Below are 26,461 nucleotides of genomic sequence, written 5' to 3'. Positions count from 1 at the left end.
ATCCCCCAGATAATTCCGACTAATCCAATACTAAATATGTCATTTTCGGGATATACTTTCCACGTGATGTTTTTTTCACAAAGACGAAAAGCGATACAATGATTTTACGGTCATTGTATCGCTATAAAGTCCACATTCACCGTATCATTTATAGAAATCGGTGAAGTGAATGTTTAAAATAAACTATAGTTTTACTAAATTTGCTGCTTGTGGACCACGATTGCCATCTACCACTTCAAATTCTACTTTCTGACCTTCATCAAGTGTTTTAAAACCTTCACCTTGGATCGATGAGAAGTGTACAAATACATCGTTTTCCCCTTCTACTTCGATAAAACCAAAACCTTTTTCTGAGTTAAACCATTTTACTGTACCTTGTTTCATGTTAAAAACCTCCAAAATTAAAGTAAACAATTAAAAAAGTCCTTAATAAAGAAGATTCACATATTAAAAGTATCGAAAACTAGTATCGATCACTTTATAATAGGTGAATCCATTGTTTCGAGTAGCGCCATTTAATTGTTAAATTTAGTATATCTATCTTCATAATATATGTCAATTCCAATTGTTGAAATAGTAAAAATATTCAACCGATAATCGTTACTGAGTTAATACTTCAGGTGTTTGAATAATAATTCCATGATAAATTTGTGCATCCTCATCACATGCTTCACAAAATTCACATTCCTCTTCTGACCAAAATGCGAAATAACGCTCATGTTTACACGCTTCATTGTTATATTTTTGACGAAATTGACCAATCAGTTCGGTAAAGGCGTTGTTAAATTGTTGTTCACTTTCAAATTTTTGTGTCGAAACAATATGCTCTTCCCAACCATCGAATTGCCACCATGGCTCATAATCAGCTTTTATATAAATAATTTTATACATGTTCATTTTCCTTTCTGATTCTCTCTCATTTTAAACTTTTCCCATAGTTATGTCTATTATTGCTTACTTTCCTATGATAGACTATTTGGAAATACATCAATAATAATGGGGGAACAATTCCATGTTTTCTAAATTTAAGCCAAAAGCTGAGCTACAAGATCTTTTTGAAAGAGGGACTGATTTAACTGCAACTTCTCGCTTTTTAAAAACGCTCACTTTCAATAATTTCAAACAAACGGATCAAGTCAATCTTGCGTCAATATATGAGCGTATTCAAACATTAACACCAACGATGAATGTCATTTTTAATACATATTTAAATGAAATCGCACCCAATGGTAAAAATCCAATTTCAGAAGGACAAATTGACCAATATTTAAAGCAATTCTTTTTAGCTGAACGTAATGATAATTACGCGGATCAATCCATTCATTTCTTTAATTTATTACGTGAAAATCAATTTGAACCAGGAAAACTCATTGTTGTTTTTAACCAATTTTCATTTTATGTTACCACTTTAATTTTACATAACTTTGCTTTAAAACCTACTATTGCATTCAACTATATGAAATCTTTATCTGCTGCTGTGAATATTGACCAAGAATTATTAGTGGAAGTAATGACGGAACGTATAATTGAACACGTCATTGAAGAGCTTTCTTCTTTAACAGATGCGAATGCCAATATTATGTATATGAAAGATTTAATTCACAGTTTAGACACGCAATCCGATGATATTGCAAGCTCTACTGCAGCTTCCCAAGAACTTGCGGCTTCCATTGCAGAAGTTGCCCGTTCGTCATCCGCGATCGCAGAAAAAACAAATGAATCGGTTGAAAACGCCATAAAAGGAAAGCAATCGATTGAACATGCATTAACCGAAATTTTTACGACAGAAGAAACATTCACTGAAATTGTTCACAGTTTTAAAGAGCTACAAAAACATGTAGATGACATCGAAAGCGTTGTCACATTAATTAATCAAATTGCCGATCAAACAAATTTACTTGCGCTAAATGCTTCCATTGAGGCAGCACGTGCTGGTGAACATGGCAAAGGTTTTGCCGTTGTTGCACAGGAAGTTCGAAAATTAGCAGAAAATACGGTATCTGCACTTAGCGAAGTTTCAACGAATGTCCAATCGTTAAAGAGCTATTCTAATAATGTCGCGTCTTCTATTTCTGAAACAACGACAATAATTCGTGAAGCAACGGATGAAGCAAAAGAATCCTTACCTTTACTAAATGCCATTGTTGAGATTATTGAAAGCATTAATGCAGATGTAACAATTACGGCTTCTGCATCTGAAGAACAAGCAGCTTCCATTGATGAAATTTCTGTTCGTATGGTTCAAATTTCAAACTTACAAGAAGATATCCGTGCATTCGGAAATGATACATCCCGTGACATCCATAAACTAGGTCAAGAAATTACACGCTTTAGAAACGAAATTACAACGAATAATAATGTCCAGCTTTCGAGTATTTCATTACTTCAACTTTCAAAAGCGGACCATATTTTGTGGAAATGGCGTGTATACAATATGTTCCTCGGTTTAGAAAGATTATCATCTAGTGACGTATCTTCTCACCTTGATTGCCGCTTAGGTAAATGGTATACATCTGATAAAACCGTTGCTCGTTTTAGCCAACATGATTCCTATAAACAACTGGACCACTACCATATGCAAGTGCATAATTGTGCAAAATCGGCCGTGGAGCAATTTAATGCTGGGAATCGTATGAAGGCAGAAGAACATTTACTTGAAATCGAGGCAGCATCTAAAAAAGTCATTAGCTATATTAATGACTTAATTGAAATTATTAGTAAAGAACGCTTAATTCAATAATCCAATTAACTTGATTTAGCAGTGGTTCAAACCCTACTGGAAGTCACAGATTGATAAAGGAGACAGCGATGAAGGCACACGCAACGATTTGCATCCATACACCGATTCAAGTCCCCTCTCACTATGTTCATACAAAGGCTTTAGAGCTTTCGTTAAAAGGCACGATCGATATCCATAACGAACTGTGGCTCATTCAAGTAGAGGGAAGAAGAACGGCGATTAATGAATTCGCCAAATTAATGTTACATATCGCGGAGTTTTCAGAAATAAAACTAACAATCAATCAAACCCTACAACATTTTAATGCGTTCACAGTTAATATTGTATAGAATTCAATTCATTTTACTTTCTACTATCCCGAAAAAATTGTAGGATAAGAGTAGGTAAAACAATTACGCCTTGGAGTAATTATGTCCAGATTTCTTTGAGCTTGCTCGAAAAAATCCCCTAAAAAATCTGTGACATCCGCCGGGGCTTAGGTCAACACGATGTTGATCACAAAGGCGTTGTCACAGGACGTGACGGGTTTAGCCTTTGTTCCCCTATTTCAGCAAGGGTTTGAATCCACACTGAATAGTCTTGCCTATTTAGCATTCATCCCTATACATATAGAAATAGGAGATTTCTGCTGAATTAAGTTGAAACTTTTTTGACGCATAATCGTAGATATAGTATCGAGTAAAGGAGGTACGAAAAATGCTTGGTCCTATCAATTTTATAACACGCCATTTAATTAACTCACTAGCCGGTTTTGCAGCATTCGTCGTATCGGTAGTTAACATTTCAGGAGCTGCGATGATCCTATCACTACCGCTTACAATAGGTGCCTATTATTTATCCAATAAAATCACATTGGCTGTGCAAAAATCGAGTCAACGAAAGAAAATCGGATTATCTAAATCAGAATACCATTTAATCGAGGCTCAGCTTAAACAAGCAAAGGCTCATGCACAAACATTAACACAGCAAATTGTCCGTGTAAGGTCAGTTCGTTCATTTAAACAAATTAATGAAATGTCGAAACTTACAAAACGGATTATTAATATCGTTCAGACAAATCCGCAAAAGTTCTATGCGGTAGAGGATTTCTTCTATGCACATCTCCCTTCTGCTGTTCAGTTATCTGATAAATATACATTATTAACGAAAGAGCAAGTGACTGGCAATGAGATTCATTTAGCGCTAGAAGATACACGAAAAACGTTAAAAGAACTACATGTCACGATGGAAGAAGATTTAAAAAATGCGCTAGCTTCGGATATTGAAAATTTAAAAATTGAGCTTGATTTTGCAAAAATGTCAAATGAAAAACGCAAAGAACGATTAAAAGTCGGCGGTGAATAAATCATGGGAACTGAAATAAACCCTTTCGATGCTTTCACATCAAGTGGAAGTACCGATATTCAAGCTTCACGAGAACAATTTGCGGTGAATGTTGCCAACAACGCAACAACACCGCTTTTTGCGTCACTTAGTACAATTTCCAAACAACGGGCTGTGCATTTAGCAGCAGATTTACCAATTCATCAATATGAACAAATTTTAGCATTCGGTTTACCTGCGCAAGAAGCACTAAAAAAGTTTACATCGCAAATGCTTAATTATATCCAGCGAAAAGATGTTTCGAGAGTTGGAGAAGTACTGTCTGATTTGATGCATCATTTGGAAGAAATCGACCCGGATGCATTAGTAGAAGAGGAAAGAGGATTTTTTGCACGTATTTTTAGTCGTCCAAAACAATCGATTCAAGAAATTATGACCCATTATAACAAACTCAGTAAACGGATCGATCGCCTCAGTATTCAATTATCGCATACGCGAAATGGATTATTAGCAGATTATCAATTTTTAAATGAGTTATATGCAGTGAATGAAGAATATTTCCAAGAGGTCAATGTTTTTATTGCTTCGTTAGAAATAAAAAAACAGCATCTCCAAGAGGTCATTTTGCCTACAATTCAGCAAGCTTTGTTTGAAAACACAGACCCCTTCAAACAAAATGAATTGAATGATCTGCACATGCAAATCGAATGGCTCGATCGACGGATGTACGATCTAGAAATATCGCGTGAGGTAGCCATCCAATACGCACCACAAATCCGATTAATTCAGCAGACGAATCAGTTGCTCATCGAAAAAATTCAAAGCTCGATTATGAATACAATCCCGCTTTGGCAATCACAAATTGCGATGCTCCTTAGTATGAATAACCAACGACGTGCCATGCAGTCTCAGCAGCGCTTAATGGATGCCTCTGAGGAGCTATTACGTAAAAACGGCAAGATGCTTGAGACAACATCTAAAGATCGCCAGCGCCTTGTTGTGAACCATGAGGACATCAATCGTTTCAAGGAAACTCAATTAAGGTTACTACAAGATATTGAAGATACATTGCGCGTACAAGTGACGAGCAATGAAAAGCGCCATGAAATCGAAAATATTATTATAGAGCAAAAATAAAACAGCTCGTCTCGGAAGGTATTCCCTTCACGAGACGAGCTGTTTTATTTTCATATAGTTGGCGGTACAAAATCGTTTTTATACCGTTTCAGGACGCAATTAAGCGAAATACTCTTTATAGTAGCCGCCAATTTGACCTGTATTGTCGATAACAAAAATGAACTCTTCCGTTTCATTTTTCACTTCGTATTCTTTGCCAACTGTTAAAACATTTGAAACTAAATACTTCGCTGCGTTCGTGTGCGTACATTTCACAGTACGAATCGTCGGTGCATCTTTCCATTTTAAATGTAACATTTGTTTACCTCACTTTTATATAACTTGTATATTATCATTATCTATTTTATACGATTTTGTCCTAAGATGATAGTACCTATACAAAGGAACCGTAATTTTATCCTCCCTTGAAAGACTTTATGCCTTTCAAGGGGCTAACATGGGCAAATAAATAATTTATGGCAGTTGGCGTACCCCTACAAAATAAAGCGATCGTTTTGCAATTGCTTGTTTGAATGTCCATTATGAACATGTTACACTGCTCTTAAGAGGTGGGCTTCATGACATTTGGTAGTGTTCCGATGTGGTTTTTTGCAATCGCTATTGCTTTTGCTATTATATTTCTCATCATATCTGAGTGGAATTCTAGAAAATAAGCTTGCAAAATTTTGCAAGCTCTTTTTATATATGCGATTATGCTAACGTACGTTTTAAAAATTCTTTTGTACGTTCATGTTTTGGATTGACTAGTACTTCATTTGGGTGACCTTCTTCCACGATAACCCCTTTATCCATGAAAACGATGCGGTCTGAAACTTCTTTCGCAAACTCCATTTCATGCGTCACAATCAACATTGTATTCCCTTGGTCTGCAAGGTGGCGCATTACTTTTAATACTTCCCCTACCATTTCCGGGTCTAACGCCGAGGTCGGTTCATCAAACAGCATCACATCTGGATCCATTGCGAGTGCGCGCGCGATTGCCACACGCTGTTTTTGTCCACCAGATAATTGGCGAGGTTTTGCGTTTTTGTAAGCGCTCATCCCAACAAGTTCAAGATATTTCATCGCATTCGCTTCTGCTTGTTCTTTCGTGCGTTTTAACACCTTTTGCTGGCCGACAACACAGTTGCCAAGCACATTTAAATTATTGAATAAGTTGAAGGACTGAAACACCATGCCCAGATGTGTACGGTATTTTTCAATGTCATGATTTTCCGCTAATATCGTTTTATTATTATAAATAATTTCACCAGCTGTTGGCATTTCAAGTAAGTTAATACAACGGAGTAGCGTGGATTTACCCGAACCTGAAGAACCAATTAGCGTGACAACTTCCCCTTTATTTACTTGGAAATTGACATCTTTTAATACTTCATGATCGCCGAATTTTTTGTTTAGATGTTGAATTTCAATCACTGCTGTCATTGTATTATTCACCTTCCTTTTCTAACTTGCTTCCTGTAATGAGCTCTACTTTAAAAGCCTCTGGACCATCCATTTTCTTTTCAAATCGTAATAAGAAACGTGTCACAGTAAAGGTCATAGTAAAGTACAGTACGGTCGCAATGAAGAATGCTTCAATGTATTTATAATTACTTCCTGCAACTGAGTTGGCTGTAAAGAATAGCTCCACTACTGAAATAACGCTTAGCACAGATGAATCTTTAATATTCATAACAAGTTGGTTTCCTGTTGCTGGTAAAATATTTCGTGCGACTTGTGGTAATACAATATGAACCATTGTTTGTAGATGATTCATACCAATAGCTTGCGCTGCTTCAAATTGACCTTTATCAACCGATACAATGCCACCACGCACGTATTCCGACATGTATGCACCGGTATTTAAACTAATAACAATGCTAGCTGCTAAAAAGCGGTCAATATCAATGCCTAAATAGACTAAACCATAAAAGACAACCATCGCTTGTACCATCATTGGTGTGCCACGGAAAATTTCAACATAGGCTGTTAATATAAAATTAATGAGTTTTAATAAATATGTTTTTGCTGATTTTTTTCGTTGTGGAATCGTATGCATAATACCAATGAAAAAACCAATAAGGACACCAAATATTGTTCCGATAACCGCTAAAATAAGCGCTGTGTAGGCTCCGCGTAAAAACACTTCCCAGTTACTGATGAACAATGTCCAAGTTGAATCTAAAAATGCCATCTTGCTCTCCCCCAATATCATTTGCTGTCGTTACTCATACATATATATCCACAAGCGGATACATATGCATTACCCGGAAAGCAGCTTTTCTTTTAGATGTTCATATAAATTGAAAAAGGTTGCCTTCCGTTTGCCGGCAAGACAACCTTTCTATTCGCAACTCTTATTGTGCTGCTGGTTGATTTGCAATTGCGTCTTCCATTAATTTCTGACGCTCTTCTTCCGAAATTTCAGCTAACACTTTGTTAATTTCTTCTGTTAAAGCCGAGCCCTTTTTTAAACCGACTGCAATAGCCGTTGCCGCTGGATCTGCTTCAAAGTTTGGCTCTGGAACGATGTATTTAATGTTATCCATCGCTAATTCAGCAGTAATCCCTTCCGGACGCTCCGAAACATATGCATCAATCGCACCTGACATTAATTGTACACGCATCGCACCAAAGTCCGTAGCTGCTACTTGCTTTTTAGCACCGTCCATTTGGTCGATTACATCATAATGTGTTGTCCCTTGTTGCCCTGTCACTTTTGCACCTGCAAAGTCATGGATTGATTTTGCGTTAGCGTAAGGTCCATCTTCTTTCACAACAAGTACATAATCACTTGTATAGTAGCTATCAGTAAAATCAATTACTTTTTTACGTTCCTCTACTGGTGACATACCCGCAATTACTAAATCAATGGCACCTGATTGTAATGATGGTACTAACCCGTCCCAATCTGTTTTTACAATTTTTAATTCCATATTTAAACCTTCAGCGATACGTTTTGCGAACTCAACATCGTACCCGCCTGCAAACTCTTTCGAACCTGGTATTGCCACTGCGCCAAAAGAATCATCGTTTTGAGTCCAGTTAAATGGTGCATAAGCTGCTTCCATCCCGACTTTTAATACTTTTTTTGTTGTATCTCCTTCTGTTTCACTTCCAGTTCCTTCTTCTTTGTCTGCGCCACATGCTGCTAATACAAGCATTGTCATCATTACTGCAAACAATAATACTAGTTTCTTTTTCATAGTCATTCTCCCCTATTAACTTCATATTTTTGAGCTTTTAACGAATAAAAAAACGACCTAAAAGAAGATCTTAGGTCGCTATATTTATAAATAGCTCAAATCCCCTACAATCCCATATAGAGATAGCTCAACTCGATTACCATAGTGATAATCGAGACAGTCTTGCAATTATTCACTGCAAACCCAGCATAAAAAGAAAGAGCTCTTTTTAAACTTCGGCGGTAGTTCCTTCTTTCTCATCTCGTTGCATGCTCAAAGCTCCATGAAAAACTAATAAATACCGCGCCTCTACCTCACATGACTGTGAGGTTATTATTAAATTACGCCCTGGCGTAATTGCGTCCAGATTTTTTCGAGTCCACTCGAAAAACTTCCCTTAAAAATCTGTGACATCCGCCGGGGCTTAACTTTATTCAGCCAGGTTTTGGACCCCCACTGAATAAATTTGCCTATTTCGCATTCATCCTCCACTTATAGTAGGGGACTTCTGCTGAATTAAGTTAAATTGTTTAATGTATAAATAATACTATAATTCATTACTTTCTGTCAACATATACTTTTCTGATAGTTATAATTACATAGAAAAAAACGAGCATATCCCCTACTGGAGATATGCCCGTTTTCATAGTAATAATTAAGAGTTTAATAATAAATCTTCTGGGTTTTCGATCATTTCTTTTACTGTTTTTAAGAAGCCAACAGAATCTTTACCATCGATAATACGGTGGTCATAAGATAATGCCACGTACATCATTGGACGGATTTGAACTTCACCGTTAATCGCTACTGGACGGTTAACGATTGAGTGCATACCTAAAATACCAGCTTGTGTACCGTTCATGATTGGTGTAGACATTAATGAACCGAATACACCACCGTTAGTGATTGTGAAAGAACCACCAGCCATGTCGTTTAAGCCTAATTTTTTATCGCGTGCTTTACCAGCTAATTCGCCAATGCTTTTCTCGATCTCAGCGAAGTTTTTGCTGTTTGCATCACGCACTACAGGTACTACTAAACCTTCTTCAGTTGATACAGCAATACCGATATCAAAGAAGTTGTTTAAGTGCAGTTCGTCACCGCTAATTTGTGCGTTCACGTATGGATATTTTTTAAGCGCTGCAACAACAGCTTTCGTGAAGAATGACATGAAACCTAATTTGATGTCATTATCTTTTACGAATTGCTCTTGTTTACGTTTACGTAATGCCATGATGTTTGTCATGTCAATTTCGTTAAATGTTGTTAACATTGCCGTTGATTGTTTCACTTCTAATAAACGTTTTGCAATCGTTTGACGACGACGAGACATTTTTTCAACAGTTACACGATCAGAATCGCCTGCTGGAGTGAATACCATTGGACCATTTGCTGCTACTGCTGCTACTGCCGCTTGAGCTACTGGTGCTGTACCATGAGCTGACACGTCTTGTACGCGAACACGACCTTGTGGATCTACTGGAGAGATTGCCGCTAAGTCAATTCCTTTTTCACGCGCTAATTTACGTGCTGCTGGAGAAGCAATTACACGATCATTAGACTCTTCTACGATTGGAGCTGGTGCTACAGGTGCTGCTGCAACCGGAGCCGCTGGAGCTGCAGGTGCCGCTTCTTGAACTGGTGCTGCCGGAGCTGGTGCTGCGCCTTCACCCGCTTCAACTACTGCGATTACTTGACCTACAAGAACTGTATCGCCTTCTGGAGCTAAAATTTGAGTTAATACACCCGCTTCTTCAGAAATGATTTCAGCGTTTACTTTATCTGTTTCTAATTCTACGATGAATTCGCCTTTTTCTACGCGATCTCCAACTTGTTTCACCCATTGTGCAATTGTACCTTCTGTAATTGATTCTGCTAATTCAGGGACTTTAATTTCAGCCACTTTAATATCCTCCTTTAATAAACCCTACGCAAATTTGTATAGGGTGGCTGCTTGCTATACAAGCAGCCTTTTTTTATTTTCATTAATCGATTATTTATCTAAAGCTTCTGTAATTAATTTAGTTTGAGCAGCTTTATGTGAATCGCCGTCTCCTTCAGAAGTCGAGCTCATAGCTGGACGTCCTACATAGCTTACCTTTTTACCAGCAGCTATATCATATAATGTTTCAAGAACATACGTCCAAGAACCTTGGTTTTTCGGCTCTTCTTGTACCCAAACTATTTCTTTTACGTTCGGGAAGCGCGCAATAATGTCCGTAACTTGTTGTGCTGGGAATGGGTAGATTTGCTCAACACGTACGATGTGTAAGTGGTCGAAACCTTCACCGTCTTTCACACGTTCTGCTAAGTCAATCATCACTTTACCTGTACCAAGTACTACTTTTTCTACTGCTGCTACGTTTTTGCCTAAGCCTTCTTGCTCAATTACTTCTTGGAAGCGACCTGTTGCAAGTTGTTCCGCACTAGCTGCTGCTAATGGGTGACGTAATAATGATTTAGGTGAAACGACTACTAATGGACGTACACCTTCTGTGCCAAGTAAACCAGCTTGACGACGTAATAAGTGGTAGTAGTTAGTTGCATTTGAACAGTTTGCTACGAACCAGTTATTTTCAGCTGATAATTGTAAGAAACGTTCCATACGGCTAGATGAGTGCTCAGGACCTTGACCTTCATAACCATGTGGTAAAAGGATTACAAAGCCTGATTTTTGGCCCCATTTAGAGCGTGCACTTGAAATGAAGTTATCGAACATTACTTGCGCCATGTTAGCGAAGTCACCGAATTGTGCTTCCCAAATCGATAATACATTTTCATTTTCTAAGTTATACCCATATTCATAACCAACAACACCTGGTTCAGTAAGTGGTGAATTATATACTGTGAATGACGCTTTTACACCATCAATATGGTGAATTGGCGTGTATTCGCTACCATTGTTTTTATCATGTAATACTAGGTGACGTTGCGAGAACGTACCGCGTTGTGCATCTTGACCTGTAAAACGAACTGGTGTAGCGTCTTGCGTAATTGTCGCATAAGCTAAAGTTTCCGCATGGCCCCAATCGATTTTATCCGTTGCAAATGCCTCGCGACGTTTTTCTAAAATTCTACCTAGTTTGTTCTGTGGTTCGAATCCATCCGCAAACACTAATAAATCTTCATTTACTTTATTTAAACGGTCGAAATCAACAGTTGTATCGATTTCTGGGAATTCTACCTTTAATTCTTCTGGCATTTCAAGTACAGTATGCTCGTCTTTTTCTGCCATTGCTTTTACATGATCATATGCTGCTTGCATTTCTGCATAAATATTCGTATCTAGCTCTTTTACTTGCTCAGCAGTTACAACATTTTCAACCGCTAATTCAGCACCGTAAAGCGTACGGATTGGCTCATGTTTTGCTACTAATTTATATGTTTCTGGGTTTGTTACTGTCGGATCATCTGTTTCGTTGTGACCATAACGACGGTAACCGATTAAGTCAATTACGATGTCCTTACCGAATTTCGCACGGTATTCAGCGATGAAACGACCTACTTGCGCTACCGTTTCCGGGCTATCTGCATTTACATGGATCACTGGAATATCATAGCCTTTTGCAGGATCTGATGAATAAACAGATGAACGTGAATCATATAATTCCGTTGTGAAACCAATCATGTTGTTCGCAATAATGTGAACTGTACCACCTGTAGAGAAGCCTTCTGTTTGAGAGAAGTTAAAGCCTTCCGTGACGATACCTTGACCAGCAAACGCTGCGTCACCATGAAGTAAAATACCTACTGCTTTTGACGCATCATGCTTCGCTGCCCCTGGAGCTGTTGTATCATCTTGTACAGCACGAGCCGCACCTAATACAACTGGATTCCCAACTTCTAAGTGTGATGGGTTGTAAGCAAGTTTCACATTCATTCCAGATGCACGCATATACGATGCACCCATGTGATATTTAACGTCGCCCGTCCAACCTTTTGTAATTTCAAGTTTGCCGTCTTCTGGCATAAATAATTCGTTTGAAACATGTGCAAAGTCAGAGAACATCATGTCATATGGTTTGTTTAAAATATGAGTTAATACATTTAAACGACCACGGTGAGCCATACCGATACGCGCGTTTTTAACGCCATTGTTTTCTGAGCCTTTTAAAATTTCATCTAATAAAATAATTTGTGTATCTAAACCTTCACCTGAGAAACGTTTTTGACCAACAAACGTTTTATGGATAAATTTCTCGAAATTTTCAACGCGCGTTAAGCGCTCTAAAATCGCTTTTTTCTCATCTATAGATAATGCATTTTTAAATACGCCTGACTCAATTTTAGATTGAATCCATTCACGCTCTACTTCATTTTGTAAATGTGAATATTCAACGCCCACTTTATCAGTGTAAATAGCTTTTAAGTAAGCGATCGCATCTTTACCATTTGCAATACCAGCTGGTACATTTTTGAAAAATACTGTTGCTGGAATTGCTGCTAAATCTGCATCCGTTAAATTGAATACGCTTTCTTTAATGCGAGTAGTGTCTAATGTACGGTTTTTTAAAGGATATAAATCCGCAGCTAAATGACCATGTTCACGAATTGCTGTTGCTAAATTTACGGCAGCTAAAACTTTCGTGTAATCGCCTGTGCCTGTTGTGTCCCCTGAAACAACAGTCTCACCGTCAGAAAATACCGGTGCACCATATGCTTGGAATAATTCTACTAATTGTAGGTCTACCTCTTCAGGAGTTTGCAAGTATAGGTCATACTGTTCCATCACATAACCTAAGTTAGGACCAGAGAATGCTGACCAAACGGAACCTGCAGGTAATACATTGTTCGACATGAAAATAACCTCCAAATTTTGCCTATTGGTTGTTCCAATAATTTACTACAATAAAACAAATAACGTTTTATCATTCTTCTATTCATAATAAACAACTTACAATATTGTAACATGATGTTTAGAAGAACATTTTTTCCATCTCAATCTTACTACTCTTCACAGAAAATACAACTCTTTTTAGCAAATTAAGCATTTTTTTTCGTTAACTATTGAAATTTAAATTTGAAGCGCTAGAAATCGTCTAATTTAACGGAAAATTAAGTATAAATGAAGTCCCTTTATCCACAGAACTTTTTACATTTATTTCAATACGGTATTTTTCAGCGAGCATTTTTAAAATACTTAAGCCTAAACCGGTCCCACCGATATGATTTGTCCGCGCTTCATCAACTCGATAAAAACGATCAAAAATAAAAGGTAAATGCTTTTCTGAAATACCTATTCCATTATCGCTTATCGTGACAATAATAGCTAGTTTAGTATATTGGATTGAAAGTTGAATCGTTGGCTCTTGCTCATTATATCGAATTCCATTACTAATAATATTTCTAAAAATTTGCCCTGCCGCCTGTTCAGTAATCGAAGCAAGTTCTTTCTGTCCTATAACATCGTATTCAAATTGCACATTCGGATAAAGTTGCACTAATTCTCGCTCAACATTTTTCAGTACGAGTTCCACATCAGCAATTGCATGACCATCTACTTCTTCCCGTCTAGCCAGCTGCAATAATTCCTCAATCATTTTTTTCATCCGAACAATTTCTTCTAGTGAAGTATCCAATGCCTCAGCTAAAACTTCAGGATCATCTTTTCCCCATCGCTTAATTAATGAAAGATGACCTTCAATCACTTGAATCGGTGTACGCAGCTCATGTGAAGCATCCGCAACAAATTGTTGCTGCCTCGTAAACGATATTTCAAGTTCATTCATCATCGACCGGTACATCGTTAATAAATCCCCAATTTCATCATCCGCCCTATAATTAAACGGTGGTTGCGCTGAAAAACCTCTTTTCCGTACATCAATCATTGCATCTCTTAGTTGAACAAGTGGTTTTATTAAAAAGTTGGCTAAATAATAACTAATCGAAACGGAAAATAACAATGCCCCTAACCCAACAATAATAATCGTCGTCAAAATATACTTTAACATGGCATGAAACGTCGTTAATGGGTGAATCATTTGCATCATTCCTTGAAATGGGCCGATTTGAACAATTTTATGAACAACAAAGGCATCCGTAGTTTCAACCTTTTGTTGTTTTATAATGGGCGAAAAATAGTCCCCGGTCATTTGAGGTAAAGGTGCTGCATGCATCACATCATTAATGCGAATCACTTCAACGCCATCAAAATTAAAAATCCGAACTGTTTGCTCTTGATTTAAAATAGCTTTCATAAGGGCGGTATTATTTTGCAATTGCTGTATTGTAACAGCGCTACTTTGTGACTCAAAGAAGCTCGTAATATCATCTACTGTGCGCATCGCATTTTTTTCTTCATTGTGCAAAAGCCATGTTTGAAGGGCGATAAATAGTACGATTGAAATAATCGCATAACTTATAAAAATTGTTGCTCCTACAGTTAATATCCATTTCGTTTTTAGTGACAGATTTAAAATGGTTTGTTTGACCTTTTTCATCCTCTCACCACATATCCTACACCTCGCACCGTTTCAATATAGGGCGCCCCCATTGTTTGCAGTTTTGAGCGCAGATGTCGAATATAAACATCCACTACATTTGTTTCTACCTCATTATCAAATCCCCAAACCATTTCTAAAATAAGTTCTCTCGTACAAACGCGGTTTAAATTTTCTATTAATAATTTCAATAAATCATATTCTGTTCGCGTTAACTCCAGTTTTCGTCCTTCAAATGTCACCTCATACGCGTCTGTATCAATAATTAACTCGCGGACTTGTAGCTGTTCACTCACTTTTACTTGCCCTACACGTCTCAAAATGGAACGAATTCTTGCAAGTAATTCTTCAATGGCGAATGGTTTCACAATATAATCATCCGCACCCGCATCTAATCCCGCAACACGATCCATCACTTCATCCCGCGCGGTTAGGAGTAGTACCGGTACATCACTGTGCTTGCGAATTCTTCGACACACTTCAATGCCATTGAGTTCTGGCAACATTACATCTAATAAAATACAATCAAATTTTTCGTTCATGGCCAATTCAAGCCCTGCTCTGCCATCATATGCGACTGTTACCTCAAATTGCTCATGCTTTAATTCGAGTTCTAGAAATCGTGATATATTTTTTTCATCTTCTACTACGAGTATTTTTTGTTTCATCTCATTACCTCACAACTTATTTAAAATGTGGCTTTGTCCACTAATCTTAACATGTTAATCGATCTGTTAACATGAATTTACTTTCCGAAACAAAAAGAAAAGCTTGTGTACACTTTACATGTACAACAAGCTTTAATAAATGATATCCATTTCCAATTCCACTTTAAACCCTCGATACGACATCGCAAATTTGATAATTATTTTTACAAATCTGCTTTGCTTTATATAAAGCGCGATCTGCTAAATCAATCAATTCATCTAATGTATCGCCATGCTCTGGATACATGGAAATGCCGATTGAGGATGTTGGCGAGAAATGATGACCTCGAATTTCCCAACCTATTTTTAATGTATCTCGAATACTTTCCACATAATTTTCTACTTGTTGCAGACGAACTTCCTCATAACGAGATAATTCGGTAATGACGATTAAAAATTCATCGCCTCCTAAGCGCACGACTAAGTCATCACATTTGACACTTCTGACAAGAGCTTGTCCAAATTCCGTCAAAAACTCATCCCCAATGTCATGTCCGAAATCATCATTTACTTTTTTGAAGTTGTCCCCATCAATATAAAATAGGGCAATCGCTTTAAAGTTGGCATTCGCCTTCTCCAAAATCGGGATGAATTCCTTATTTAATAAACGGCGATTTGGCAAATGTGTCAGGCTATCATGATAGGCCATAAACATCAGCTTATTTTCTAATTCTTTACGTTCAGTAATTTCACGGGAAACCATAATAATTTCATTTTGAGAAAAGTCATTCGTAATCGTATAGTTCCCTTCCGTCCATATTCTTTCAGCTTCATTTGTTTGGAGCAGCAATTCAATTTTATTTTCTACGTTATAATTAGGACTCGTTTGCGAAATGATTTGCTGCCATTTTTCTAAGCTTTCCTCACATAATAATTGCTCATAGGACTTGTCCATCAGCTCGCTTTCCAAATAACCTAATTTTCTGATATATGAGGGTGAGGCATATTTGATTCTACCCGTTAAATCTGTCACTACGATAAAATCATTCGTGTTTTCTGTAATCGCCCGGAAAGTTCGTTCCACCTTGTAAAGCTCAGACATCATTTTCTTTTTCATAGAAATATTAAATTGAATCGTTAAAAACTGATGGATTTCCCCAAACTCATTTAACATAGGGATAATAGTGGAATCTACCCAATACGTATCCCCATCTTTCTTGCGATTGCAAACTTCATTGCGCCAAACCTCACCTGTATTTACAGTTGTCCATAAATCATTAAAGAAATCATCTGAATGAATACCCGAATTGAAAATAGTATGCGATTCGCCATACAATTCCTCACGTGTGTATCCTGTATTTTGAACAACCCGGTCATTCACTTCAAGAATCTTGCCCTCTATATCTGCAAGAATCACGTCCGCAGCAGAGTTCATCGCCTCTTTAAATGTTTCAAATCCATGCGATGTCGTTTTTAACGCTTCTTCCTGTTGAATGAATTGCGTAATCTCTTGCATAATCACGAAAACTGCAATGACTTGATCATTGCTTGTGAGCGATGAGAATGTCGCCGTAAAACATCTACGTACATTATCTTTATCTATAAGATAGAGCATTTTAGATGTAATATTTGCACCGTTTTGAGCCTGTGTTATATATTTTTTTAATAAAGGGGCGCTTTCTTTATCAAGAATTGGTGAATTAAGGATATTTCCCCCTTGCATATCATCTAGTTGTATATTAAATTCTTCAATAAATTTCGGATTGGCTTCGAGCAATTGAAAATCCGTCGAAATTAATACGGTAGACAAAAAAGATTTATAAAATACCGAGCGCATAAACAAGTATTTGTCTTCAATATCACGATCAATGGAAACGTCCTTAGTTGTTGCTAGAATAAATCGATTATCCCCTTCTTCAATCGGGATAACAGATGTTTTTTGCTTGCGAATTTCCAATCTTTTATACGTAAAATCTTCAAAATCAACTTGCTCTCTTTTTTCAAGCGATAGATTGTAATAATATATAATATTTTTGGATAAATGAGGAGGTATTGAATGACTAACTGTTGTTCCAATTGGATCCATTTCAATTAATTTCATCGCTGCCATATTTAAATAAATATACTTGTAATCATCGTCTATTTTTTCCATGTAAAATACCGCATCGCGACTATTTTTAAAAAGCATATTTAATTGTTCAAATGTATAGACTAAGCTAGTCATTTTCGCCCCCCTAACCCTCTATTTTAGCCCAGTAAATTCTTCATTTTAACTTTACATTTTTATTCCATTTTTAACATTGTACAATTTCATCCAATATTTCACAACTAATTATCTGACTTTCGCCATTTAAATTTTCCAATTCATAGGAAACACTTTTTTGGATTCCCAATAATAATCGGATCGGTTGTCAAACGTATTTATTCCGATTACCATATATTGCACGAAATCACTTGTTCTTTTATAGCAACTTTTTCCTATTAAATTAAACAACTTTATTTTACGGTTCCTGTAAAAAAACATTATTGCTGGACAATATATGTTTTATAAATCCTACACCACGTTCGTATGTCCATACAACTATATGGTCTTCGAATAGCAGGTAACAATAACTTCCACTTATACCAACAAGAAAAATGGCTTTTTAATATCCATTCCACCTTCACAAACTCTTGTTCAACTTTTTTGAGCACACTCAATGAATGGATCTTCTCGTGATAAAATATCAATTACGCCTCGGCGTAATTGCGTCCAGATTTTTTCGAGCTCGCTCGAAAAACTTCCCTTAAAAATCTGTGGCATCCGCCGGGGCTTAACTTGATTCAGCCGGGGTTTGAACCCCCACTGAATAGAATTGCCTTTTTGGCATTCATCCCCCACTTATAGAAGTAGGGGATGAATGCTGAATTAAGTTAAATGAACCCAATCTAACTTCTGCTCATATAATGATTCGTATAAATAATCGGATTCCCTTATCCTCCAACCTTCACTACTTTACAAAGCATAAACTCACCTTTCTATTACATATAATATCTCTACCTTAAAACGACAACTAATCTCACCTTTTTCGTTTTTTGACTAATCTGAACAAATCAACTTTCTCGAGTAAATAATTGTTTTTTCGAGTATTCTACTTGCTAAGTGAGTTTATTTTATTATAAAATAACAGTAATAATCTTATTTCGATATTGTTTTTCAAAGCCAAGTATAGATCGCTACAACGGAAGCCAACGCCATAGTTTAACGTCTATTTCTTTTAGATTGGATCAAGTTCGAAATGACTACTGCCTTGTGATTAGAAAAACACCACTCAATCAATATTGATTAAGTGACTGCCATTCCTTATGTGGATTTTCCAATATGAGTAATCTTTTATCCACTAAAAAGTTTTTCTATTTTAGAAAAACTTGCATTTCTAACACTTTCAAACAGGCTCTACCATTTTCCTTAAAAGGAGGCGTTTCACATGTTAAAACAACGAGAACTATACGAAACTGCAGAACTATATGAACTCATAAAACATCCTGCTGTATTTCCTTTTGTTCGACAAAAAGCAACTTCTGCTGAAGAATATCTATTTATGACAAAACAATTAATGGAAGAAGAAATTAACGAAAAAGCCATTTCTAGAACAATTACTGATGAGTGGGGCATTCCGATTGGTACCATTAGTATTTTTGATATTCAAGATGGCGCTGGATTTTTAGGTACATGGATTGGCAAGCCATACCAAGGATTAGGCTATAATCAGAAAGCGAAATTAGCCTTTTTAAACGAACTCTTTTTTGAGTATGACTTCAACACCGTGTTTCTGCGAATTCGCAAAGAAAATGAACGTTCAAAAGCTGCCGCATTAAAATTACCTTATGTCATTGATGCGGAACAGACAAATCCAATCCTTTTCGAACAAATTAATCTAGGTGAGATAAAATTTCATCTATTTAAAATACCGAAAGATTTATTCTATATTACAACTGCTCATACGCAAAGTGATGAAGAAGAGCAAGCAATGTAAAATTAAAAATAATGGCATTCCGACGATAAGTCAGAATGCCATTATTTGCGTTTTAAATCTCATACTGTGTAATTAACGACACCATTTCTGCTGGAGTTTTTGGGTGTTCTACATCAAACATGCGATCTTGCATTTCATCGGCATGCGCTTCTAAGTTTTTAATCGCACGTAAAAATGACGACTTTGATATCGATTCTTCATCTAAAATATCTGCAAAACCTTGTTTTTTAAATAACCGTGCATTCAAAATTTGATCCCCTCTACTTTTCGCTGCAGATAATGGAATTAACAGCATCGGTTTATGCAGTGCTAAAAATTCAAAAATAGAATTTGAACCCGCTCTTGATACAATATAATCAGAAGCATAGAGTAAATCAGGTAATTCCGTCGTCACATAATCAAATTGTTTGTATCCTGACAATGACGTCAAACGACTATCCACATTCCCCTTACCGCAAAGATGAATAATTTGATAATCTTTTAATAATTCATCGAGATTTTCGCGTAGTGCATCATTAATTACGACAGAGCCTAAACTTCCACCCATCACTAACAACACTTTCTTTTCATCAGTGAAACCACAATAGGCTAACCCGCGCGCTTTATCGCCATCAAATAATTGTTGACGGATAATGGATCCCGTACACGTTGCTTTGTCATTAGGTAAATGCTTCATCGTCTCTTTAAAAACAGTAAAAATATGAGAAGCAAATGGCAACGCTAATTTATTGGCTAACCCTGGTGTTACATCCGATTCATGCACGACAACGGGTACATTCGCAAGCTTAGCTGCCATGACAACTGGAACAGATACAAATCCACCTTTAGAGAAAATAATCGAGGGCTTTATTTTTTTTATTATCGTAAATGCTTGCACAACCCCCGCTAATACGCGGAACGGATCACTAAAGTTTTTCATTGAAAAATAGCGGCGTAATTTCCCACTCGAAATGCTATGGTAAGGTAACTCGGGAAACGCATTCCCAATTAATTCTTTTTCGATTCCATCATGTGAACCAATATAGTGAACGTTATAACCAGCTTCAATAAGTGACGGAATAATTGCTTCATTTAAAGAAACGTGCCCAGCTGTTCCCCCACCTGTTAATATAATTGTCTTTTCTTTCATACGTTTACTCCTAACACAATCAATTCTCTTTTATAATTTTATGCCATGTTTTTTGAATCCATGCCTTTTCTTCTTTTAATTTAAAAAAGTTAACAAGCACGTTAAGTTACCATATGCTTGTCTATAACGATATTGTAGCACAATTACTACGTTCAAAAAAATCCTAATGCGAGAAAAAATGGCGATATATCATAAATTGAATGTATGCACAGCTATTTTAAGGTCTAAATTACTATAAATGATTTGCTTCATTTTACGCAATATACTCCTCTGAAAAATAAACACAACCTACTTCCATATTAGAAGTAGGTTGTAAGTGTGCTTATTTTTTTATAAATTGTTGCGTCCAAATGTTACCATCTTTCACATAACCCACACCAATATGCGTATAGTTACCATCTAAAATATTGGCACGGTGTCCAGCTGAATTCATCCAACCTTCCACTACTTTTTCTGCAGTTTGTTGACCTTTTGCGATATTTTCACCTGCTGAACTATATGAAATACCTCGCTTCTTTAATTGATCAAATGGGCTTCCCCATGTCGGTGATGTATGTGAAAAGTAATTATTAATTTTCATATCCTGCGATTTTTCACGTGCCGACGCCATTAACGGACGATCAATTTGAAGTGGTTTTAACCCGCTTTTCGCACGTTCCACATTTGTTAATTCTACAACTTTTGCTTCGATTGCATCAATTGTTGATGAGCCTTGTTCTTGCTTATCACCCTCTGGTTCACCTGGTTTTACTACAGGTTGATCTTCTGGTTTTTCGCTTGGCTTATCTTCTGGTTTTTCGATCGGCTTATCAACTGGTTTATCTTCTGGTTTTTCGATCGGCTTGTCCACTGGTTTATCTTCTGGTTTTTCGATTGGCTTGTCCACTGGTTTATCTTCTGGCTTTTCACTCGGCTTGTCCACTGGTTTATCTTCTGGTTTTTCGATTGGCTTGTCCACTGGTTTATCTTCTGGTTTTTCGATCGGCTTGTCCACTGGTTTATCTTCTGGTTTTTCACTCGGCTTGTCCACTGGTTTATCTTCTGGTTTTTCACTCGGCTTCCACTCTGGTTTCCAAACTGGTTTTTCGCTTGGCTTCCACTCTGGTTTCCAAACTGGCTTTTCACTTGGCTTCCACTCTGGTTTTACAATCAAATTCCAATTTGGTTTCTGACTTGGTTTTACAATTTGCCCCCAATTTACTTTCGGAATTTGTAATTTCAAACCATAGTAAGAAACTGCAATCATCGACGAATCTTCTAAACTCGTCATTTCATTATATTTAAATTTCACCATTTCATATGGATTGTATGTTGCTAACTGATGGTTGTAGCCGCGCTTCGGTAACTCTGGTGATTTCGGGGTAGCTTCCGATGCATTGGCAATTGGTGCTTGCGTTGCTAAAAGTATTACTGCACAAAATGTCATAAACTGTTTTTTCACTTTGTACGCCTCCTTTCATGCTCCTATCGTAAAATACAATTCAAAAAAAAAACGGCCTATAAATTGGTAATGACGCCATCTACCAATCTATAAGCCTTTTTTATTGTATTTCCCTATCTATTTTCACTATAAAATTTGCCAATGTAAGAGATTATTACATTTCAAAAGGGGTTGACGGATTAATCTTCATCCCCAATAACATGTAAACTTTCTATATTTTCCCCGATTATCACTAAGTTTGCGGGCATTTTGATGAACTCTGGTAGCCATTGCACCATTCCGTATGCATATTGGAACAACATTGGATTTTTTACACCTTCAATTGGCACAAAACCTTTCATTCGATAAACTGTGTCTGGCAGTATGCGTACCCAATCTTCAAACTGTTCCTGTGTAAAGCTTCCTTTGAATTCTACAAGTCTAGAGCCTAAATTGAAGCTTTTCCCGATGCGCGCCGAAACAATTTCATCTTTCGAAACCCTCGCAGTTGATTGCATTTTCTCTAGTAAATGAAGCGGTACTCGTCCATTTGTCGTTTGTAAAATAAAGGCACTCGGATTTACCCCTTGCAATTCCAATACTACTTGAGCTTGCTTGGACTCTGTTAGTAAATCCATTTTATTTGCTAGTAATAAATGCGCATGGCGAATTTGTTCCATAAATAATGAACGGATTTGTGGTGTTAAACTCGCCCGGTCAAGCCATAATTTACTATCTGCAACGGTAATAATCCCTTTAATATTAAGTTGCCCTGCAAAAATTGGGGAGTATACCGCGTCTAATGCCTCTACAGGATGCGCTGCGCCCGTTGTTTCGATAATGAGTACATCAAACTCCTGATCATGTAGTAATGACTGTATTTGCGCCTCTGTCTTCTCAGAACCCGTACAACAAATACATCCTTCGAGCATTTCTTTTAATGGTACATCCTCTTCCACTGCTTGGGAGTCAAAGGGCAGCTTACCAAGTTCGTTCATAATAACAGCTGGTTTTAATCCCTTTCCCTTCAATTGCCTGATGACATCCGTCAACATCGATGTTTTACCGCTTCCCAAAAATCCACTAAATAAATATACGTCCTTCATCCAATCACTTCCTATAACAATAGGCTGGCAACAAGATGAAATAAAACATCCCGTACCAGCCCATTTATTTTGTTCGTTCGAATTAATTACTTGTTGTTTCTTCTTCCACTGGTGTCACGCCTAATATTTCCTTCGCTTTTACAATTTGCGGGTCATCTGTTTTTAACTTTTGACTGATCGCATCGAGTAAAGCATACGTTGTTTCTCCAGTTAGAATGCCGTTTACTTCTAAAGTATTCGCTTCTTGGAATTGTTTCAATGCTTTTTCTGTTTCTTCATCGAAAATTTTATCCACAGTTCCAGGTGAATAGCCTAATACTTCTAAAATTCGTTCTGCAGAAGTAATGACCGCATTTTCTGAACCTACTTCATATTGTTGCTTTGGATCAATATAAGATAACGAAGCATAATCAGGGTACTTCACTTCTACATCTGGTTTGATTCCTTTTTCATTAATCCAATTGCCTTTTGGTGTTAACCATTTACCTGTAGTAAATTTCAGATTCGCACCATCTTCTAAATAAATGACTTCTTGCATTGTGCCTTTACCAAACGATTTTAATCCAACAATTTTGGCACCTGCTGATTCACTTAATGCCGCTGCTAAAATTTCTGAAGCAGATGCACTTCCTTCATCAATGAGTACCGTAATAGGTAATTGATATTTTGGACCCTTTTCAGCAAAGATCGTTTGTGGCGCTGCGTCACGTTCTTCAATTTGAACGATTGCCTTGCCCTCTTCTACAAACATATTGGAAATTTCAATGGCTCCATTTAAATAGCCACCTGGATTTTGACGGACATCAAGGACGATTCCTTTCATCCCAAGATTTTCATATTCCTTCAACAGCTTATCTAACTCATTTGTTGTATCTTCACTAAATGAGGTAATTTGAATATGTGCAATTTTATCCTCGCCCATATCACCATAAACCGTTTCTACTGGAATATCCGCTCGAACCAATGTAAATTCCATCGGCTCTGCATCACCGCGTTGAACTTTTAGTGTAACATTTGTCCCTTTTTCGCCACGGATTAAAAGTACTGCTTCTGTTGCGCTCAACCCTTTAACACTTTTCCCATCAACCGCAAGAATCATATCTTTTGGTTGAAGTCCCGCTTTTTCAGCTGGTGTATTTTTAATCGGTGATACAATCATAATGTATCCATTACGTTCTTGAATTTCAGCACCAATTCCTTGGAAGCTAGAAGATAAGCTTTCATTAAATGATTTCGCTTCTTCCTGATTCATATAATCCGAATAAGGATCACCAAGCGCATCAAACATTCCGTTAATCGCGCCATAAAGCACTTTTTCTTGATCAATTTCAACGTAATATTTTGAATTTAATTTATCATACGCTTCATATAATTTTTTAAATTCTGCTCGTTCTACTGGTACCTTTACTTCAACAACCTTTTTCTCACCAAATGTTAAGGCAAAAATTGTTAGTCCAGCAGTGACCAAAATTGTTAGGAACAGGATCATAATGAACGCAAATGGTTTCAGTTGTAAAAATTTACCCGCAGGCTTTACGACTTGTGCTTGTTGTTCATTTTGTTCGTGTTGTTCCCCATCTTTCTTTTGTTCATCCATTCAATTTCACCACTCTCATAATTCACTGACTGTTGTCACACTATACCCATAATAGCAGTTTACTCCCAGTTAGAAAAGAACAGACGCTATTTTTTTTATAAGGTTGCTTTAATAATAGAAAAAAGTAGTGATAATTAGGGATTTTTCCGAATATCACCACCTTTTTAGAAGGTTTCGATAATTTTATGTAATAGAATTTTAATAGCCCTCTAAATAAAATACAAATTTTTATTTTTTCTCTATAATAGTTGGTTTCCTTATTTTTTAGGCTGTTATGCGGAATGTTCCCTCATTTTCTTACAAACATAAACCATCTCATAACTATCATTTGTTATGGGCGTTTCTTCCCAATCCTTGTATAGGTGAAGAATTTCAAAACCATGCGCGTGTAAAAGTCTTTCCATTTCTTTTGGAAATACGTAGCGTAAACGAATATTTGTCCTTTTTTCGTTTATGATTTGACCATTTTCGTTTTTATATTTCCTTATTGTCGTATAATGTTGAACTTGATCTAAGGAATCATAGTTACTAATCGTAAAAACATCCACTGTTTGCTGGGGTTCAAGGTCGGTGTACGATTTCCAATATTCTTCATTTGCGGGTTGTAGCAACTCCTCCACACTTGGGAATCTAGTGTCAAAAATAAAAACTCCGCCAAGCTCTAAATGATTGTTTACTGAGGTTAGTAATTCATCCTGCGCTTTATTCGTAAGGAAATGCTGAAACGAATTGCCGACTGAATAAATTAGATTGCTTTTGGTAACTAAACTTAGCTTCGTACAATCTTGCTCAATCCATTCAATCGGTAAACCAAGCAGCTCGGATTTATTGCGTGCTTCATTTAGCATCCCTCTATGTAAGTCTACCCCGATCATTTCCAATCCATTTTTCGCTAATGGAATCGTTACTCTCCCGGTTCCACAAGCTAAATCAATAATGGGACCTTGCTTTTCTGCTGCCCATTTTAATAACAATGGGATTTCAAGCAAATATGCATCATTCTCTTTGTCATATAAAATTGGATCATCATATTCTTCAAAATTGGTTGTTGTCATTATTTACCCCTTTAAAGCGTTATTTACTATAATTACCATACGTTAATTTCCAATATCCTGTCAATTAATTGTGCAATTTCCCTAATGATTCAATATAATAAGTCTTATTACTATCAACTATATCGGGAGTGTGTAAATTTGCATTCTAAAACTTTTTTACCTTTCGTAGTAGCAATAAGTATTTTAACCGCTTCATTATTTCCATTCACGGCGAATGCAACAAGTTGGGTTTATTCTTTTGTCGTTTGGGATGAACATATTTATGTAATTAGCAAGGAGACAGTTACGGATATTGATAAAAAAATCGGCAAAGTAACTGCGTATTCAGATATGGAATCATATGGCGGCAATTTCTCAAATGTCTATCCAAAAGGGACGAAATATTATTCTATCAAGGATGTTGATCCGATGATCGCCATCGCAGTTCAAGATGAAAATGGTCAATTTATAAAAGCGAATCGAGATGGCGAATACACATACAAAGAAGATTTCACCCAATACATTTATCGAGGTTTAGGAATTTTTGCGATTGTACTTTTAGGGTTTATCTTTTTTTCTAAAACTCGAAGAAACTAATTGTTATGTTGCTGCACCTAATTTTTCAAACGTAAAAGGCTAGTTGTCAAAATTGATATGCTACTTAAATATTAATAAGCGTCAAATAGGTACTAAAGCACTGAATTG

General features: G+C 36.7%; 22 protein-coding genes and 1 riboswitch. Of the genes, 6 read left to right on the top strand and 16 right to left on the bottom strand.

Translation table 11 applies throughout. The features are described 5' to 3' along the window. Window positions 1-183: 183 nt before the first annotated feature. Together MHI10_RS09555 and MHI10_RS09550 are read right to left on the bottom strand one after the other, a co-directional pair. On the bottom strand, window positions 184-384 hold the full coding sequence (locus MHI10_RS09555; RefSeq protein ID WP_340784960.1) for a cold-shock protein: 201 nt from the start codon (window positions 382-384) through the stop codon (window positions 184-186). A 216-nt stretch (window positions 385-600) separates the two neighbouring features. Continuing rightward, the gene (locus MHI10_RS09550) at window positions 601-891 is read right to left on the bottom strand and encodes a DUF1033 family protein (protein WP_340784958.1); all 291 of its coding nucleotides are present in this window, start codon (window positions 889-891) and stop codon (window positions 601-603) included. Window positions 892-1,012: 121 nt separating this feature from the next. Here MHI10_RS09550 and MHI10_RS09545 point away from each other — a divergent pair, with 121 nt between their 5' ends. From MHI10_RS09545 to MHI10_RS09530, 4 genes are all read left to right on the top strand, one after another. Beyond that, the gene (locus MHI10_RS09545; RefSeq protein ID WP_340784957.1) at window positions 1,013-2,740 is read left to right on the top strand and encodes a methyl-accepting chemotaxis protein; all 1,728 of its coding nucleotides are present in this window, start codon (window positions 1,013-1,015) and stop codon (window positions 2,738-2,740) included. A 50-nt stretch (window positions 2,741-2,790) separates the two neighbouring features. Further along, the gene (locus MHI10_RS09540; protein WP_340784955.1) at window positions 2,791-3,069 is read left to right on the top strand and encodes a hypothetical protein; all 279 of its coding nucleotides are present in this window, start codon (window positions 2,791-2,793) and stop codon (window positions 3,067-3,069) included. A 367-nt stretch (window positions 3,070-3,436) separates the two neighbouring features. Continuing rightward, window positions 3,437-4,084, top strand: a complete 648-nt coding sequence (locus MHI10_RS09535) for a 5-bromo-4-chloroindolyl phosphate hydrolysis family protein (RefSeq protein ID WP_340784952.1) — start codon at window positions 3,437-3,439, stop codon at window positions 4,082-4,084. Between the two features lie 3 nt (window positions 4,085-4,087). Then, the gene (locus MHI10_RS09530) at window positions 4,088-5,200 is read left to right on the top strand and encodes a toxic anion resistance protein (protein ID WP_340784951.1); all 1,113 of its coding nucleotides are present in this window, start codon (window positions 4,088-4,090) and stop codon (window positions 5,198-5,200) included. A gap of 99 nt (window positions 5,201-5,299) precedes the next feature. Here MHI10_RS09530 and MHI10_RS09525 read toward each other — a convergent pair whose 3' ends face one another. The 9 genes from MHI10_RS09525 to MHI10_RS09485 all read right to left on the bottom strand — a co-directional run bounded on the left by MHI10_RS09525 (window position 5,300) and on the right by MHI10_RS09485 (window position 17,678). Next, window positions 5,300-5,497 (bottom strand): DUF6501 family protein, encoded by a 198-nt coding sequence (locus MHI10_RS09525; RefSeq protein WP_340784948.1) that lies wholly within the window; start codon window positions 5,495-5,497, stop codon window positions 5,300-5,302. A 393-nt stretch (window positions 5,498-5,890) separates the two neighbouring features. Continuing rightward, complete coding sequence (locus MHI10_RS09520) at window positions 5,891-6,625, bottom strand: amino acid ABC transporter ATP-binding protein (protein ID WP_340784945.1); 735 nt, start codon at window positions 6,623-6,625, stop codon at window positions 5,891-5,893. Between the two features lie 4 nt (window positions 6,626-6,629). Further along, on the bottom strand, window positions 6,630-7,376 hold the full coding sequence (locus MHI10_RS09515) for an amino acid ABC transporter permease (protein ID WP_340784943.1): 747 nt from the start codon (window positions 7,374-7,376) through the stop codon (window positions 6,630-6,632). Between the two features lie 163 nt (window positions 7,377-7,539). Then, complete coding sequence (locus MHI10_RS09510) at window positions 7,540-8,388, bottom strand: transporter substrate-binding domain-containing protein (protein ID WP_340784941.1); 849 nt, start codon at window positions 8,386-8,388, stop codon at window positions 7,540-7,542. A 115-nt stretch (window positions 8,389-8,503) separates the two neighbouring features. Then, a riboswitch (Lysine riboswitch) is annotated at window positions 8,504-8,687 on the bottom strand. Between the two features lie 335 nt (window positions 8,688-9,022). Then, the gene (gene odhB, locus MHI10_RS09505) at window positions 9,023-10,270 is read right to left on the bottom strand and encodes a 2-oxoglutarate dehydrogenase complex dihydrolipoyllysine-residue succinyltransferase (protein WP_340784940.1); all 1,248 of its coding nucleotides are present in this window, start codon (window positions 10,268-10,270) and stop codon (window positions 9,023-9,025) included. A 90-nt stretch (window positions 10,271-10,360) separates the two neighbouring features. Continuing rightward, window positions 10,361-13,165 carry a 2-oxoglutarate dehydrogenase E1 component gene (locus MHI10_RS09500; RefSeq protein WP_340784939.1) on the bottom strand — a complete coding sequence of 935 codons (2,805 nt, stop codon included), beginning with the start codon at window positions 13,163-13,165 and terminating at the stop codon, window positions 10,361-10,363. 241 nt (window positions 13,166-13,406) lie between these two features. After that, window positions 13,407-14,807: a HAMP domain-containing sensor histidine kinase gene (locus MHI10_RS09495; RefSeq protein WP_340784938.1), complete on the bottom strand. Its 1,401-nt coding sequence runs from the start codon at window positions 14,805-14,807 to the stop codon at window positions 13,407-13,409. Further along, complete coding sequence (locus tag MHI10_RS09490; protein WP_340784936.1) at window positions 14,804-15,475, bottom strand: response regulator transcription factor; 672 nt, start codon at window positions 15,473-15,475, stop codon at window positions 14,804-14,806. Before MHI10_RS09490 ends, MHI10_RS09495 begins: the two co-directional genes overlap by 4 nt. Before the next feature lie 163 nt (window positions 15,476-15,638). Further along, window positions 15,639-17,678: a diguanylate cyclase domain-containing protein gene (locus tag MHI10_RS09485; protein ID WP_340784934.1), complete on the bottom strand. Its 2,040-nt coding sequence runs from the start codon at window positions 17,676-17,678 to the stop codon at window positions 15,639-15,641. Between the two features lie 1,243 nt (window positions 17,679-18,921). On the opposite strand from MHI10_RS09485, the gene MHI10_RS09480 reads away from it, so the two are divergent. After that, window positions 18,922-19,470, top strand: coding sequence for a GNAT family N-acetyltransferase (locus MHI10_RS09480; RefSeq protein WP_340784932.1), 549 nt, complete (start codon window positions 18,922-18,924; stop codon window positions 19,468-19,470). Between the two features lie 52 nt (window positions 19,471-19,522). Here MHI10_RS09480 and MHI10_RS09475 read toward each other — a convergent pair whose 3' ends face one another. From MHI10_RS09475 to MHI10_RS09455, 5 genes are all read right to left on the bottom strand, one after another. Next, window positions 19,523-20,599 carry an undecaprenyldiphospho-muramoylpentapeptide beta-N-acetylglucosaminyltransferase gene (locus MHI10_RS09475; RefSeq protein ID WP_340784931.1) on the bottom strand — a complete coding sequence of 359 codons (1,077 nt, stop codon included), beginning with the start codon at window positions 20,597-20,599 and terminating at the stop codon, window positions 19,523-19,525. A 322-nt stretch (window positions 20,600-20,921) separates the two neighbouring features. Continuing rightward, the gene (locus MHI10_RS21420) at window positions 20,922-22,040 is read right to left on the bottom strand and encodes a CAP domain-containing protein (protein WP_445683180.1); all 1,119 of its coding nucleotides are present in this window, start codon (window positions 22,038-22,040) and stop codon (window positions 20,922-20,924) included. Between the two features lie 179 nt (window positions 22,041-22,219). Beyond that, window positions 22,220-23,125: a CobW family GTP-binding protein gene (locus tag MHI10_RS09465; RefSeq protein ID WP_340784929.1), complete on the bottom strand. Its 906-nt coding sequence runs from the start codon at window positions 23,123-23,125 to the stop codon at window positions 22,220-22,222. Window positions 23,126-23,207: 82 nt separating this feature from the next. Continuing rightward, window positions 23,208-24,722, bottom strand: coding sequence for a lmo1851 family serine protease (locus MHI10_RS09460; RefSeq protein WP_340784926.1), 1,515 nt, complete (start codon window positions 24,720-24,722; stop codon window positions 23,208-23,210). Between the two features lie 272 nt (window positions 24,723-24,994). Continuing rightward, complete coding sequence (locus MHI10_RS09455) at window positions 24,995-25,777, bottom strand: class I SAM-dependent DNA methyltransferase (RefSeq protein WP_340784922.1); 783 nt, start codon at window positions 25,775-25,777, stop codon at window positions 24,995-24,997. 138 nt (window positions 25,778-25,915) lie between these two features. Between MHI10_RS09455 and MHI10_RS09450 the strand changes: the two genes are divergently transcribed. Beyond that, window positions 25,916-26,353, top strand: coding sequence for a hypothetical protein (locus MHI10_RS09450; protein WP_340784920.1), 438 nt, complete (start codon window positions 25,916-25,918; stop codon window positions 26,351-26,353). Window positions 26,354-26,461: the final 108 nt, after the last annotated feature.

Origin of the sequence: Solibacillus sp. FSL K6-1523 (assembly GCF_038005225.1) — a bacterium.
Taxonomy (GTDB): domain Bacteria; phylum Bacillota; class Bacilli; order Bacillales_A; family Planococcaceae; genus Solibacillus.
Note: the sequence above shows the minus strand (reverse complement) of the source record. Positions and strands in the feature narration are given on the sequence as shown.

Bases quoted from the DNA above. Each gene is read 5' to 3' on its own strand.
- MHI10_RS09510 (WP_340784941.1), bottom strand. From the start codon at position 8,388: ATGAAAAAGAAACTAGTATTATTGTTTGCAGTAATGATGACAATGCTT.
- MHI10_RS09475 (WP_340784931.1), bottom strand. From the start codon at position 20,599: ATGAAAGAAAAGACAATTATATTAACAGGTGGGGGAACAGCTGGGCAC.
- MHI10_RS09525 (WP_340784948.1), bottom strand. From the start codon at position 5,497: ATGTTACATTTAAAATGGAAAGATGCACCGACGATTCGTACTGTGAAA.
- MHI10_RS09460 (WP_340784926.1), bottom strand. From the start codon at position 24,722: ATGGATGAACAAAAGAAAGATGGGGAACAACACGAACAAAATGAACAA.
- MHI10_RS09480 (WP_340784932.1), top strand. From the start codon at position 18,922: ATGTTAAAACAACGAGAACTATACGAAACTGCAGAACTATATGAACTC.
- MHI10_RS09550 (WP_340784958.1), bottom strand. From the start codon at position 891: ATGTATAAAATTATTTATATAAAAGCTGATTATGAGCCATGGTGGCAA.
- MHI10_RS09530 (WP_340784951.1), top strand. From the start codon at position 4,088: ATGGGAACTGAAATAAACCCTTTCGATGCTTTCACATCAAGTGGAAGT.
- MHI10_RS09495 (WP_340784938.1), bottom strand. From the start codon at position 14,807: ATGAAAAAGGTCAAACAAACCATTTTAAATCTGTCACTAAAAACGAAA.
- MHI10_RS09500 (WP_340784939.1), bottom strand. From the start codon at position 13,165: ATGTCGAACAATGTATTACCTGCAGGTTCCGTTTGGTCAGCATTCTCT.
- MHI10_RS09490 (WP_340784936.1), bottom strand. From the start codon at position 15,475: ATGAAACAAAAAATACTCGTAGTAGAAGATGAAAAAAATATATCACGA.
- MHI10_RS09535 (WP_340784952.1), top strand. From the start codon at position 3,437: ATGCTTGGTCCTATCAATTTTATAACACGCCATTTAATTAACTCACTA.
- MHI10_RS09520 (WP_340784945.1), bottom strand. From the start codon at position 6,625: ATGACAGCAGTGATTGAAATTCAACATCTAAACAAAAAATTCGGCGAT.
- MHI10_RS09555 (WP_340784960.1), bottom strand. From the start codon at position 384: ATGAAACAAGGTACAGTAAAATGGTTTAACTCAGAAAAAGGTTTTGGT.
- MHI10_RS09465 (WP_340784929.1), bottom strand. From the start codon at position 23,125: ATGAAGGACGTATATTTATTTAGTGGATTTTTGGGAAGCGGTAAAACA.
- MHI10_RS09545 (WP_340784957.1), top strand. From the start codon at position 1,013: ATGTTTTCTAAATTTAAGCCAAAAGCTGAGCTACAAGATCTTTTTGAA.
- MHI10_RS09485 (WP_340784934.1), bottom strand. From the start codon at position 17,678: ATGACTAGCTTAGTCTATACATTTGAACAATTAAATATGCTTTTTAAA.
- MHI10_RS09455 (WP_340784922.1), bottom strand. From the start codon at position 25,777: ATGACAACAACCAATTTTGAAGAATATGATGATCCAATTTTATATGAC.
- MHI10_RS09515 (WP_340784943.1), bottom strand. From the start codon at position 7,376: ATGGCATTTTTAGATTCAACTTGGACATTGTTCATCAGTAACTGGGAA.